Raw genomic sequence first — 12,485 nt, 5'->3', positions numbered from 1 at the left:
TCACCTCCCTGTGAGATCGGATGGCCCCAGCATCGCCAGGCAGGCACCTCGGCGACAAGTGTTTTCTTCTGAAACACATGCGCCCGGCCAAGGCCGGGCGCGATGGACAGCTGAGTCATTCCTTAACGAGAAGACCCGCCGCATGCTGCGAGAGGCGCCGGGGAAAGGACGTAGAGGGGGTCCTATGCCAGGGATGGCATCGGTAGCGTACAGGGAGGTATTCACAGCGCCCCCTCGTAGGCCTTTTGCCGGAACAGCCTCGAGCAAAGTGGCTACTTCGCCATCTTCTCCAGCATGGCGTTGACCGCCTCCAGGTGCTCGGGCTCGTTGTGGCACATGCCCTGGAAGACCGCGCAGAGGTCGAGGAAATCCTTGAGCTCGGTGCGCTGCGCCATCTTCATCAGCCGCTTGGTGAGGCGCGTCGCCCTGGGGGGCTGGGCGGCGATGCGGCCGGCCAGCTCGCCGACCTTCTCCATCAGCGCCTCGGGGTCACAGACCTCCAGCACGATGCCGTACTCCTTCGCCTCCTCGGCGTCGATCACCCGGCCCGAGAGGGTCAGCTCGAAGGCGCGCTGGTAGCCGATCAGGCGCTGCATGAACCAGGCGCCGCCGTCGCCGGGGATGATCCCCAGGTTGAGGAAGGTCTCGCCGAACTTCGCGCGGGAGGAGGCGATGCGGATATCCGCCATGTTGGCCAGGTCGAAGCCGGCGCCGATGGCCGGACCGTTGACCGCGGCGATGATCGGCACCTCCACCTCGGCAAGCGCCAGCGGGATGCGCTGGATGCCGCGACGGTAGCGCGCCGAGACCTCGGCCACGTCGCCGGCGAAGTCGCCGCCGCGGCTGGCCATGTCCTTGACGTTGCCGCCGGCGGAGAAGGCGCTGCCGGCGCCGGTGATCACCAGTACCGAGACCTCCTCGCAGGCGTTGACCCATTGCGCCACGGCGATGATGTCATCGACCAGGGCCGTGCCGGTCAGGGCATTGCGCACATCGTGTCGGTACAGGGTCAGGGTGGCCACCCGCCCTTCCAGGGTAAGGCGGGCGTCGGTCAGTTGCGGCTGGTGCTGGCTCATGCGTCTGCGTCCTTGTCGGTGGGTTCGGCGTCACGGTCGACGATAACCCGGGCATCCACCACGGCATAGCCGTCGGCATTGACGATCACCGGGTTGAGGTCGAGTTCGGCAAGTGCCGGGTAGGCCTCGACGATGCGCGATACCTTGAGCAGCAGGTCGACCAGCGAGGCCTTGTCCACCGCCTTCTCGCCGCGCACCCCACCGAGGATCTTCTTGGCCTTGATCTGTTCCACCATGGACTCGGCGTCGTGGCGCGAGAGCGGGATCGAGCGGAAGGCCACGTCCTCGAGGATCTCGACGAAGATGCCGCCGAGGCCGAACATCAGCACCGGCCCGAAGATGGGGTCGCGGATCACCCCGAGGATCACCTCCACCCCCTTCTTCGCCATGGGGGTGACCAGCACGCCCTCGATCTCGGCGCTGGCGTCGTACTCACGGCAGGAGGCGAGGATCGCCTCGCGGGCATCCCGCATCGCGGCCTCGCCCACCACGTTGAGCTTCACGCCACCGGCATCGGACTTGTGCAGGATGTCCTTTGAGACCACCTTCATGGCCAGCGGTGTCTCGCCACTCTCTCCAGCAAAACGACCTGCGGCATCCACCAGTTCCGCCTCGTTGCGCACTACCAGTTCCAGCGGCACCTCGATGCCGTGCTCCCGCAGCAGGCGCTTGGCCTCGTACTCGAAGAGGTCCCTGCCCTCCGCCCGGGCCTGCTGGAACATGTCACTGATCTCGGGAAGCGGCTCCACGCTGCGCTCGCGACTCTGGCGATGGTACTGGGCCAGATACTGGCCACGCTCGCCCAGCGCCGAGAGCACGCGCACCGCATGCTCGATGGAGGCGTAGACCGGCAGCCCCGCCTCGTGCAGGCGGCGCAGCGCCGGCGGCTTGACCGGGGTATACAGGCTGTAGATCACCAGCGGTTTCTCGGTGGCGTTGGAGAGGTCCACCATCGCCTCGGCGCCACGCATCTCGTCGCCCAACAGCGACTCGGCGAAGCGCTGGCTGTAGCCGCCGAACATGCCCACCAGGAAGACGCTGTCGACGTTGTCATCGGCGGCGACGATCTCCATGCAGGTGGCCAGCAGCGAGGGATTGGCATCGGTGGAGCCGGCCACGTCCACCGGGTTGACGGTGGAGGCCTGGGGGAAGAGCACCTCGCGCAGTTTCGCCCGGGTCGCCTCGGAGAGCTCGGCCAGTTCCAGTCCAGCCTCGGTCAGGCGGTCGGAAGCGATAGTGGCCTGGCCGCCGCCGTCGGAGACGACGGCCACCCGCTTGCCGCGCGCCTTCTGCAGCAGCCCCAGCCCCTCGGCCACGGGCAGGATCTCGTCGGACTGGTGGACCACGCTGACACCCGACTGCTTGAGCAGGTCGACCGTCATGGCGTAGCTGCCGGCCAGGGCCCCGGTGTGGGAGCTGGCCGCCTTCTGGCCCGCCGCGGTGGATCCCGACTTGTAGACCACCACCGGCTTCATGGCGGCGACCTCGCGGGCCACCTCCAGGAACTTGCGCCCGTCGCGGAAGCCCTCCACATAGAGGGTGGCGACGCGGGTGTGGTGGTCCTCGCCTAGGTAGCGCAGGTAGTCGTTGAAGCCGATATCGCTCTGGTTGCCGGGGCCGACATAGGTGGAGAAGCCCACCTGGCCGTTGTACTGCGCCTCCAGCGCCAGCGACAGCAGCATGTTGCCGGACTGCGAGATGATCCCCACGTCACCGGGCTTGACGTTGTCCAGCGACAGCAGGTTGACCTTGTGGTGGAGGTTGAAGATGCCCGAGGTATTGGGGCCGATGATGCGCACGCCGTGGGCACGTGCCTTATCCATCATCTCTCGCTCGAGCTCGGCCCCCTCCTCGCCGATCTCGGCGAAGCCGCTGGCCAGAATCACCGCGCCCTTGATGCCGCGCCGGCCGCACTCGGCGATCAGCCCGGGCACCGAGGGTGCCGGGGTGCAGATCAGCGCCAGCTCGGGATTGCCGGGGATGGCGGTAACCGAGGGCCACGCCTTGACCCCGAGGATCATGTCGGCCTTGGGGTTGACCGGGTAGATCTCGCCCCGGTAGCCATCCTTGATCAGGCCCACCATGGCCTTGTAGCCGCGCTTGGTGGGATCGGCAGAGGCGCCCACCACGGCGATGCCGCTGGGGGCCAGGATGTCGTGCAGCGGGCTACGGGTGGGGAGGTGTCCTTCGATGGGATTCATATGCTGGCTGACCTTGCCCTCGGGGGCGAATGACGGGTGTGGTTCCGGCCCGGCAGTGGCCGGGCGATAGAGATTCGACGGTGGGTGGCGCCGTGTGTCAGCGGCCCTCGAAGCGCGGTGCGCGCTTCTCGGCGAAGGCGTCGATGCCCTCCTGCCAGTCCCGGGTCGTGCCGACGAACATCATGCCCTCGAGCTCGGCTGTCAGGCAGGCGTCCAGGGTACGCTCGCCGGACATGGTCAGCTGCTCCTTGGCCAGCGCCATGGAGAACGGCGCCTTGCCGGCGACCTTCTCGGCAAATGCCAGGGTGGCGTCGAGAAAGTCCTCATCGGGATAGTGGCGATTGGCCAGGCCGATGCGTACCGCCTCGGGACCGTCGATGCGCTCCCCCAGGAAGACCAGTTCGCGGGCCTTGGCCAGGCCGACCAGGCGCGGCAACAGCCAGGTGACACCACCGCCCAGGAAGTTGCCGATGGAGACCTCGGGCAGGCCGATCTGGGCGCTGTCGGCCATCAGCAGGAAGTCGGCGGCGAGGGCGATCTCGGCCCCGGCACCCAGGGCGAAGCCATTCACCGCGGCAATCACCGGGGTCTTCATCTGCATCAGGCGTTTGCAGACGATCTGCTCACCCTGCAGGTACTGGCGGCGATCGAAGGCGGTGCGCCCGGCCTTGTGCTCTTTGAGGTCGGCGCCGACACAGAAGGCACGACCCTCGCCGGTGATCACCACCACGCGCACCTCGGGATCCTGCTCGGCCACGGTCAGGGCATCATTGAGCTCATCGTAGAGCACCTGGGTCACGGCGTTGAGGCGATGGGGTCGGTTGAGGCGAATCTCCTGCACCTGGCCGTGGCGGCGAAGGATGAGGGTCTCGGGGTCTGACGAGGCGGCATGGCTCATGGTGTCGAAAGCGCTCCGGCATGGTGGTGATCAAAAATGCGGCGATCAATAACGGGTGACGGACGTTTCCGCCACTGGAAACAAACGTGTCATTATCTATTGATTTTCAGCACGCTTGTTTTGCCTGCATCCTAACCAAGGGCCGCCCTATGGTCAACACGTGCGTGCCACATGGATTGACCTACAGAAACGATTGTTTCACCACCATGCCGAACACATCGGTTACAATGCGCGCCCCTGCCTCATCCACGACCACTCAGGAGACCGCCGTGCTGGAAAACGATCGCCAAGACGACGCCCCGGTGGACGCCGGCCCGAGCCGCCTGGACGCGGTCAACCAGCAGCTCGCCGAGGCCTATCCCGAGCTCAGCCCGCAGCTCAAGCTGGCCGCAGGCTACGTGCTGGAACACCCGGTGGAGATCGCCTTCCAGTCGATCCGCAAGTCGGCCTCGGCGGCCGCGGTCACCGCCTCGTCACTGGTGCGCCTGGCCAAGCGCCTGGGCTTCGACAGCTATGAGCAGTTTCGTGAGGTGTTCCAGTCGGCGGTACAGGCCGGCCCGGTGGAGCTCTCCGGACGCGCCAGCCAGCTGCGCAGCCTCGCCAGCCAGACCGATGACCAGGTGTTTCTCGATGTGGGGGATGCCGCCTTCGACAATATCGGGCGGCTGTTTACCGCGGACAACCAGGCACGGGTGCGCGAGGCCGCCCGGCTACTGCTGGGGGCCGACAGGATCGCCGTGGTGGGGTTTCGCGACACCTTCGCCTGCGCCTACCACTTCGCCTATGTCGGGCGCATCGCCATGCCCAATATCCAGCTGATCCGCGGCCAGGAGGGGGGGCTGCTTACCGAGCTTGCGCCCTTCGGCGAGGGGGACGTGGTGGTCGCCTTCGGCTTCGAGCCCTACTGCGCCGAGACCATGCGGGCTCTCGAGATCACGCGGGCGGCGGGGGTAAGCGCCATCGTCATCACCGACACCCTGCGCTCGCCGCTGGTGCCGGGCGCCACCATCACCTTCCCGGTCGCCAACGCCACACCGCACTTCTTCCCGTCGATCCTCTCCGCCATCACCCTGGTGGAGACGCTGCTCGCCGAGTGCGTGGCGTTCGGCCCAGACGACCTGGTGGACAACGTGGCGAGCTTCGAATCACGGATGCGGGCGATGGGCGCCTATGTGGAGAACGGCTGAGAGACCTCCAGCTTCGGGGCCCACGAGGCACGCTCGAGGCTGACCCGGCGACAGGCTTGATCGGGGGCGCTGTAAATACGTCCCTGTACGCTACCTCGGCCCTGCTGCGCTCTCGCGTCCTGCTCCGCTTGCAGGTCCGGTGCTGGCCATCCCTGGCCAGCCCGTTCGGAGCGGTGCTCCTCACCCTTGGTCCTCGGACCCCCTCCAAGCCTGCCCCCGGCGCCTCTCGCTCAGCTGCCTGCATCGCCTTCAGTGCTTCCTTGCTCCTTGCTCCTGGCCGCAGGCCTTCAAGGAAGGAGGATGGTGGAGCCGGTGGTCTGGCGGCCCTGCAGGGCGTCTTGGGCCTTGCCCGCCTCGGCGAGCGGGTAACGGTTCGAGATATCGACCTTCACCTTGCCGCTCTCGAGCATCTCGAACAGCTCGGCGGCCATCGCCTCCAGGCGCTCGCGGGTGTCGGCATAACCGTTGAGGCTGGGACGCGTGGTGTAGAGCGAGCCCTTCTGGTTGAGGATCCCCAGGTTGACGCCTTCCACGGCACCGGAGGCGTTGCCGAAGCTGACCATCAGCGAGCGTGGCTTGAGGCAGTCCAGGGAGGTCTCCCAGGTATCCTTGCCCACCGAGTCGTAGACCACGTCGCACATCGCGCCGTCGGTCAGCTCGCGGACCCGCTCGACCACATCCTCCTTGGTATAGTCGATGGTCGCCCAGGCGCCGTTCTTCTCGGCCAGCGCCGCCTTCTCCGGCGAGCTGACGGTGCCGATCAGCCTGACGCCCAGCGCCCTGGCCCACTGGCAGGCGATGGAGCCCACCCCACCGGCGGCGGCGTGCCAGAGGATGGTCTCGCCAGCCTCGACCCGGTGGGTCTGGCGCATCAGGTACTGCACGGTCAGGCCCTTGAGCATGCTCGCCGCGGCGGTCTCGAAGTCGATACCGTCGGGCAGCAACACCACCTTGTCGGCGGGCAGGGTATGCAGCTCGGCGTAGGCGCCCAGGGGGCCCTGGGCGTAGGCGACGCGATCGCCCACCTGGAGGTGGGTCACTCCATCGCCCACGGCGTCGACCACGCCGGCCGCCTCGGTGCCCAGCCCGGAGGGGAGCGAGGGTGCCGGGTAGAGGCCGGTGCGGAAGTAGATGTCGATGAAGTTGAGGCCGACGGCACGGTTGGCGACCCTCACCTCGCCGGGGCCCGGCTCCGCCGGGGTGACGTCGACGGGTTCGAGGACCTCGGAGCCGCCGGTACGGGCAAACTGGATACGCTTGGCCATGAAGGTGTTTCCTTGTGCTGCCTGCTGGATGAGCCCACCAGTCAAGCGCCATGGCCCGGCAGGGTCAAGTCACCCCGCCCTCACAGTGTGGCAGGAAAGGCCTCCAGGCCACGGATGAAACGCGCCTTGTAGTCATCGAACTGCTGGCGGTCCTGCTTGAAGGACTGGATCACCGCCGCCTCATCGAAGGTCAGTGCCCGGGGCAGGTCCTCGAGGGAGCTGGCCGGATGCCTGGGCCCCAGCCCGATACGCACCCCGGCCTTGCCGTCCAGCCAGCGCGAGATGCCCGCCTCGCGAAAGCGTGCCTCCTGCTCGGCATCCCGGGCATCGACACGCAGGGGAGCCTTCTGCGCCAGCTCGGCTACCAGGCGCTCGGCGGGTCTGGCCACGCCCGGCGGTTCCTGGTCGAGTTCGGCCAGCAGCATCACGGTCATGCTGCTGCCACGCTCGTCGAGCACCAGCAGTGCCAGCACCACCGGGCGTGAATGATCATCCACCAGCGCCAGCACCCTGGCTGCCTCCTGCTCGATCAGTACACCCAGGGTACCGGCGAAGGTCGCCAGCGGCCGCAGTCCCGCCTCATGGCCATAGGATTCGGCACACAGCCGGGCCAGGCAGGCCTCGCGCTGCCCGGGATTCTTGATATGCACGACTCTCATCTCGCTCTCCTCGCATCGTGGGTACCGCTACCACCGGGGCCCAAAATCGCGCAGCCTACCATATCCAGGCCGGGGTGGATGGCGCTACGCTAGCGGAAGGTTCCTCGCCGCCAGTGACGGCGCCTCGCTGACCAGGATGACGGCCCATGCCCCACCCCGACATTTCGCTCCCCCGCCTGATCGCCCACCGCGGCCTGTCCGACCATGCCCCGGAGAATACCCTGGCCGCCGTGCGCGCCGCCCACGCCGCCGGCTGCACCTGGGTCGAGTTGGATGTGCAGCTGCTGGGCGATGGCACCCCGGTCATCTGGCACGATGCCGGGGTGCGCCGCTGCTCGGACGCCAGCGGCCGACTCGCCGACCTGGACCTGCCCACTGCCCGTCGGCTAGATGTAGGGGCCTGGTTCGGCGACGCCTTCCGTGGCGAGCGCATCGCTACCCTGGCCGAGATGCTCAAGCTGATCGACGAGTGCGGGATGGGCCTCAACCTGGAGCTCAAGGTCAACCGCGGGCGCAGTGCCGCGGCGCTGGTCGAGGAGGCGGTTCCCGCCGCCCTCGATGCCCTGCCGCCGGAGCGGCTGATCGTCTCCTCCTTCAATGACGACGCCCTGGCCTGCACCCGAGAACTGGCGCCCGCCTCACGGCTCGCGCTGGGTGTGCTCTTCGAGGGGATCGGTCGTGGCTGGCGGAGTCGCTGCACGGAGCTGGAGGCATTCAGCGTCCATGCCGACTGGCGTCGCCTGAGCCGGCGCGGGGCCACGGCGGTCAAGGATGACGGCTACGCCCTGCTCTGCTACACGCCCAACGACCCGGCGGCCTTCGCCCACCTGTGGCAGTGGGGCGTGGATGCCGCGATCAGCGACGATCCAAGCCGCTTCATCTCTCACCTGCCCTGACTCTGCGTCGCGATCCTCCAGCACGACGACGGGCCGCCCCTGGGCGGCCCGTCGTGGCGCGAACGCGGCACAATCAGCGTGTGACGGGCTCAGGCTCCTCGCTTTCCACCGCCATGTCATCCTCGACATGGATCGGCTCCTGCTCTTCGGCCTCGCGGGCGCCCCGCAGGCGGTGCTCGACCATGAAGTAGAGTACCAGGCCGACGCCCAGGCCCCAGGCGGCACCGTGGGTGGCCAGCACCACGCCCATGATCCCGGCCACGCCCATGGCGGTGGCGTTCTTGATCTGCTCGACAGCCACGGCGATGCACAGGTAGCCGGTGATCAGCAGGGTGATGGAGAGCGCGATGGGCAGCACCGGGCGGAACAGGGTGATCAGCGGCAGCATGAACAGGGCCAGGAAGCCGACGATCCAGAACACCGAGGCACCACCGTAGATGGTATCCATCGCCTTGCGCCCATACCGGTAGCGCTCGGCCACGGTGGCCATGGCACCGGTGAACAGCGGTCCGGCCAGGCCCGGATAGGGGGCCAGCAGCGAGTGCATCAGGTTGCGCAGGCCGGTGATCAGGTGGACCCGATCCACGTTGACCTCGATCTGCTCATCGGGGCGCAGGTGATCGACGCGCTTGATCAGGCTCTGGCCGACGATGATGTCGCCGAAGGCGATGATGTAGGCGATGATCGCGGTGGGGATCGCGGCAATCAGCAGTTCGATGCCGGGCAGCCCGACCGTGAAGGGCAGGTAGGCCCAGATGCCGCTGAAGTCCGGAACTGCCACGCCCCACTCGACGGTGGGCAGCGGATACTCGCTCATGCCCCAGCCGATGGCCATGGTCACCAGCATGCCGGGAACCATGCCGTAGGCGGCGATGTTGCGCGCCCAGCGATACTTCTCGGTGAGGTCGCGGAAGGAGAGCGAGAACAGCACGTAGAGGGTCACCAGACCACCGATGCCCAGCGAGATCGGCGTGTTGTAGAGACGCCCGCCTTCGCTGATCTCGCCGCTGATGGCGGCGATGCCGGCGCCCAGCAGGATGCCCGCCTTGATCGAGTCAGGCACGTTGTTGACCAGCTTCGAGCCGAGTCGAGTGACCGCCATGATCAGGAAGATGGCAGTCACTACCAGCTGCAACGCGACCATGGCGCGAATCGCTTCCGGGCCGGGCGTGAAGTCGCTCAGGAACAGCAGCACCACCGGAATCGCCGGGGTAATCCAGCCGGCGATGAAGGGCACCCCCAGCAGCGGCGGCAGCATGAAGCCGACCCCGCACACCACCACATAGGCCAGCGCCACCTCGTAGGGCAGCCCCAGGTACTGCTCGAGCAGCGGGATCATGCCCATGGCGATGACGAACATCACCAGCGCCTGGATGGTCTCGGGAATCTCCCAGCGTAAATGGATGAAGGGCAGGCGGAGCTTGAAGGGGCCCAGCGGCCAGTAGGGGTGTTCCTCACCGTGTTCGCGTTTCAGCAGCACGTCATATCCTCATGATTTCTGGTTATTCACCTGTGGGTCCTCTCGTCGTTGTTGTTATGGTCATGGGGTTTTACGTGCATGCTGCAGTTGCGAACATTCGACTTTGGGTCAGAGCCACAGGTGGGGATATCGCCGAGATTGTCGACAGAAAGCCGCTACAACGACGGCTTGTCGACGGATAACGGCGTGTTAGACGCAGATAGGCGCCATTTCTGTCGACAGAAATGGCGCCTATCCGGAAGATGACGTTGACGTAAACTTTAGTCCTGCTCGACCTTGGTCACCCCTTCTTCACCTTGCTGATCACCCACAGCAGGATCACCGCGCCGACCACGGCACTGAACAGCGAGCCGAGGAAGCCGCCGGTGCCCATGCCGAGGATCTGCTGAAAGATGAAGCCACCGATCACCGCGCCGACCACGCCGACGCCGATGTTGCCGAGGATGCCGAAGCCCCCTCCCCGCATGATATGGCCAGCGATCCAGCCGGCCAGCCCGCCGATGATCAACCAGGCGATGATTCCCATGGTGCCTCCTGTTTTCGTGGATAGGATGAGGAACGTGACATGGTGAAGATGCTAGAAGGAGGAGCCCGGCTGCGCCAGGAACGCCAGCTCCGCCGGAGTGGAAACCCGGCCGAGGATGGCGTTGCGATGCGGATAGCGTCCGAAACGCAGGATGATGTCGCGATGGCGATGCTCGAAACGCAGGTTTTCCTCGAGCCCCGGCTGAGTGAACAGCCGCAGTGCCTGCTCGTGGATCGCCGCCGACTCGCTGTGCATGAAGGGCATGTAGAGAAAGGCCCGCCACGCCGGTGGCAATGCCGCATCGTCGCCGCGGGCCACCGCCTCCTGAGCGAGCCCCAGGGCCAGCGGGTCGGCCGCGAAGGCGTCAGGCGTGTCGCGATGGACGTTACGCGAGAACTGGTCGAGCACGATCACCTCGGCGAGGCGACCCTCCGGGGTCTCGCGCCAGCCCCACAGCTCGGCGCGTCGGGCCGCCTCCAGGCAGGCAGCGAATCGCTCGGCGATCTCGGCGTCCAGCGCCGGATCCTTGCGAAACCACTGCGCCGCCTCGAGCTCGTCGAACCAGAAGCTCAGTACCTCGTCCGGCGTCGTCATCTTCACCTCCCTGTCCGCTGCCGCTGGGCCCGCTCTCCTGATACCATCCCCGGCGAGACACCACAAGCGAGGAGCGGCATCGCATGAATCCCGACCCCATCTGGTCGATGATCACCTACGTCTTCAACATCCTCGGCATGCTGGTCTGCCTCGGCGGCCTGACCCTGGCCCACACCACTCGCCATGTCTGGCCGGGGCGGGTGATAGCCGGCGCAGGATTCCTGCTGGCCGCCTCACCGACCCTCTACGGCCTCATCACCGGCTGACGGAGCCCACTGCATGCGCCAGCCCCTCGCTCGTGAACTCCAGGACCTGCTCGAGCGTGGCCGCGACCGTCAGCTGCGCCTGGCCGTCACCGGCCTCTCCCGCTCGGGCAAGACCGCCTTCCTTACCTCCCTGGTCAACCAGCTGCGCCATGCCGGCCTGGAGGCGCACCTGGACCTGCTGCCCGCCGCCAGGGAAGGCCGTCTGCTGGGAGCCCGTCGCGTCAACCAGCAGGACCTCGGCGTGCCGCGCTTTCCCTATGACCAGGCCATGGCGGCGCTGTCGGCGACGCCGCCGCGCTGGCCGGAGCCCACCCGCGGCATCAGCGAGTTGCGCCTGGCGATCCGCTATCGCCCGGCACGACGCGGCCTGCTCGGTGGCGATTCCCGCCAGCTGACTCTGGACCTCTTCGACTACCCGGGTGAGTGGTTGCTCGACCTGCCGCTGCTGGGGCTCGACTACCCCGGCTGGTGTGCGCGCCAGCGTGCCTTGGAGGGGCGACAGCGGGCATCCCACTTCAGCGCCTGGCGGGCTGCGGTAGCCAGCCTCGACCCCGCCGCCGAGGCCGACGAGGCGCAGCTGGCCGAGGTCGCCGACCACTTCGCCGCGGGACTGCGCGGCGCCCGGGAGGCGGGCTTTGCGGACCTGCAGCCGGGCCGCTTCCTGCTGCCGGGAGACCTCTCGGGTGCGCCGGTGCTGCAGTTCTTCCCGCTGCCCGGTGTCGCCGAGGCGGATCCCGAGACGCTGGCCGCCCTGCCCGATTCAAGCAACTACGCCACCCTGGCGCGACGCTTCCGCTACTACCAGCAGCATATCGTGCGCCCCTTCTACCGCGACCACTTCCGACGCTTCGATCGCCAGATCGTGCTGGTGGACCTGCTGGGGGCGCTGAACGCCGGGCCCGAACGCTTCCAGGACCTATCCCGGGCGCTAGCCAACCTGATGCAGAGCTTCGACTACGGCCAGCGCAGCCTGCTCTCGCGGCTGTTCGCCCCGCGCATCGACCGCCTGGCCATCGCCGCCACCAAGGCTGACCATGTGACCCCCGAGCAGCATCCCCGCCTGGTGGCACTGCTCGAGGCGCTGCTCGCCGAGCCGCTCAAGGACCTGCGCTATGCCGATGTCCCGGTGCGCGCCCTGTCTCTGGCGGCGATCCGTTCCAGCGAATCACGCGAGGTCGAGACCCAGGGGCGGCGCATGCCGGCACTGCGCGGCACCGGCCTCGACGGCGAGCCGCTGCTGATGTATCCCGGCGAGGTGCCGGAACGGCTCCCCGACGACGCCTTCTGGGCTCGCCAGGGCTTCGACTTCCCGGCCTTCCGCCCGCTCCCCCTGGAGAGCGGCGCCCTGCCCCATATCCGCATGGATGCCGCCCTCGACTGGCTGATCGGAGACAAGCTGACGTGAGCACGCCCCGCGACCCCCGCCCCGGTCGGCAC

12 protein-coding genes are annotated in these 12,485 nt (G+C 67.4%); 4 read left to right on the top strand and 8 right to left on the bottom strand.

The genetic code is table 11. The annotated features are described in order from the left end of the window. Positions 1–272: 272 nt before the first annotated feature. From LWH48_RS10465 to LWH48_RS10455, 3 genes are all read right to left on the bottom strand, one after another. Complete coding sequence (locus LWH48_RS10465) at positions 273–1,076, bottom strand: enoyl-CoA hydratase-related protein (RefSeq protein WP_232912523.1); 804 nt, start codon at positions 1,074–1,076, stop codon at positions 273–275. Further along, a complete protein-coding gene (locus LWH48_RS10460; protein ID WP_232912522.1) occupies positions 1,073–3,277 on the bottom strand; it encodes an acetate--CoA ligase family protein in 2,205 nt (734 codons plus the stop codon). Before LWH48_RS10460 ends, LWH48_RS10465 begins: the two co-directional genes overlap by 4 nt. A 97-nt stretch (positions 3,278–3,374) precedes the next feature. Next, positions 3,375–4,175, bottom strand: a complete 801-nt coding sequence (locus LWH48_RS10455; RefSeq protein WP_232912521.1) for an enoyl-CoA hydratase/isomerase family protein — start codon at positions 4,173–4,175, stop codon at positions 3,375–3,377. A gap of 269 nt (positions 4,176–4,444) precedes the next feature. Between LWH48_RS10455 and LWH48_RS10450 the strand changes: the two genes are divergently transcribed. Further along, positions 4,445–5,362, top strand: a complete 918-nt coding sequence (locus LWH48_RS10450) for a MurR/RpiR family transcriptional regulator (RefSeq protein ID WP_232912520.1) — start codon at positions 4,445–4,447, stop codon at positions 5,360–5,362. A gap of 287 nt (positions 5,363–5,649) precedes the next feature. Here LWH48_RS10450 and LWH48_RS10445 read toward each other — a convergent pair whose 3' ends face one another. After that, a complete protein-coding gene (locus tag LWH48_RS10445) occupies positions 5,650–6,627 on the bottom strand; it encodes an NADPH:quinone reductase (RefSeq protein ID WP_232912519.1) in 978 nt (325 codons plus the stop codon). Between the two features lie 80 nt (positions 6,628–6,707). After that, positions 6,708–7,286: a hypothetical protein gene (locus LWH48_RS10440; RefSeq protein ID WP_232912518.1), complete on the bottom strand. Its 579-nt coding sequence runs from the start codon at positions 7,284–7,286 to the stop codon at positions 6,708–6,710. 146 nt (positions 7,287–7,432) lie between these two features. Between LWH48_RS10440 and LWH48_RS10435 the strand changes: the two genes are divergently transcribed. Then, entirely contained in the window at positions 7,433–8,182 is a 750-nt protein-coding gene (locus LWH48_RS10435) for a glycerophosphodiester phosphodiesterase family protein (RefSeq protein WP_232912517.1), read from the top strand. 73 nt (positions 8,183–8,255) lie between these two features. Here the strand turns inward: LWH48_RS10435 and LWH48_RS10430 are convergent, their stop codons facing one another. The 3 genes from LWH48_RS10430 to LWH48_RS10420 form a co-directional block, all read right to left on the bottom strand. Beyond that, positions 8,256–9,662 (bottom strand): xanthine/uracil/vitamin C permease, encoded by a 1,407-nt coding sequence (locus LWH48_RS10430; protein ID WP_232912516.1) that lies wholly within the window; start codon positions 9,660–9,662, stop codon positions 8,256–8,258. Between the two features lie 280 nt (positions 9,663–9,942). Further along, positions 9,943–10,188 (bottom strand): GlsB/YeaQ/YmgE family stress response membrane protein, encoded by a 246-nt coding sequence (locus LWH48_RS10425; RefSeq protein ID WP_161432494.1) that lies wholly within the window; start codon positions 10,186–10,188, stop codon positions 9,943–9,945. A 51-nt stretch (positions 10,189–10,239) separates the two neighbouring features. Beyond that, entirely contained in the window at positions 10,240–10,782 is a 543-nt protein-coding gene (locus LWH48_RS10420; RefSeq protein WP_161432495.1) for a DUF924 family protein, read from the bottom strand. 83 nt (positions 10,783–10,865) lie between these two features. Here LWH48_RS10420 and LWH48_RS10415 point away from each other — a divergent pair, with 83 nt between their 5' ends. Then, the gene (locus tag LWH48_RS10415; protein WP_161432496.1) at positions 10,866–11,048 is read left to right on the top strand and encodes a hypothetical protein; all 183 of its coding nucleotides are present in this window, start codon (positions 10,866–10,868) and stop codon (positions 11,046–11,048) included. Positions 11,049–11,061: 13 nt separating this feature from the next. Beyond that, complete coding sequence (locus LWH48_RS10410; RefSeq protein ID WP_232912515.1) at positions 11,062–12,453, top strand: YcjX family protein; 1,392 nt, start codon at positions 11,062–11,064, stop codon at positions 12,451–12,453. The last annotated feature ends 32 nt before the right edge of the window (positions 12,454–12,485 follow it).

This window comes from Halomonas sp. G15, assembly GCF_021282295.1.
Classification (GTDB): Bacteria; Pseudomonadota; Gammaproteobacteria; order Pseudomonadales; family Halomonadaceae; genus Halomonas; species Halomonas alimentaria.
This window is presented reverse-complemented; position numbering and strand designations above follow the sequence as displayed.

Excerpts from the sequence above, each read along its gene's own strand:
- LWH48_RS10440 (WP_232912518.1), bottom strand. The coding sequence starts at position 7,286 with ATGAGAGTCGTGCATATCAAGAATCCCGGGCAGCGCGAGGCCTGCCTG.
- LWH48_RS10460 (WP_232912522.1), bottom strand. The coding sequence starts at position 3,277 with ATGAATCCCATCGAAGGACACCTCCCCACCCGTAGCCCGCTGCACGAC.
- LWH48_RS10465 (WP_232912523.1), bottom strand. The coding sequence starts at position 1,076 with ATGAGCCAGCACCAGCCGCAACTGACCGACGCCCGCCTTACCCTGGAA.
- LWH48_RS10455 (WP_232912521.1), bottom strand. The coding sequence starts at position 4,175 with ATGAGCCATGCCGCCTCGTCAGACCCCGAGACCCTCATCCTTCGCCGC.
- LWH48_RS10425 (WP_161432494.1), bottom strand. The coding sequence starts at position 10,188 with ATGGGAATCATCGCCTGGTTGATCATCGGCGGGCTGGCCGGCTGGATC.
- LWH48_RS10415 (WP_161432496.1), top strand. The coding sequence starts at position 10,866 with ATGAATCCCGACCCCATCTGGTCGATGATCACCTACGTCTTCAACATC.
- LWH48_RS10410 (WP_232912515.1), top strand. The coding sequence starts at position 11,062 with ATGCGCCAGCCCCTCGCTCGTGAACTCCAGGACCTGCTCGAGCGTGGC.
- LWH48_RS10445 (WP_232912519.1), bottom strand. The coding sequence starts at position 6,627 with ATGGCCAAGCGTATCCAGTTTGCCCGTACCGGCGGCTCCGAGGTCCTC.
- LWH48_RS10420 (WP_161432495.1), bottom strand. The coding sequence starts at position 10,782 with ATGACGACGCCGGACGAGGTACTGAGCTTCTGGTTCGACGAGCTCGAG.
- LWH48_RS10435 (WP_232912517.1), top strand. The coding sequence starts at position 7,433 with ATGCCCCACCCCGACATTTCGCTCCCCCGCCTGATCGCCCACCGCGGC.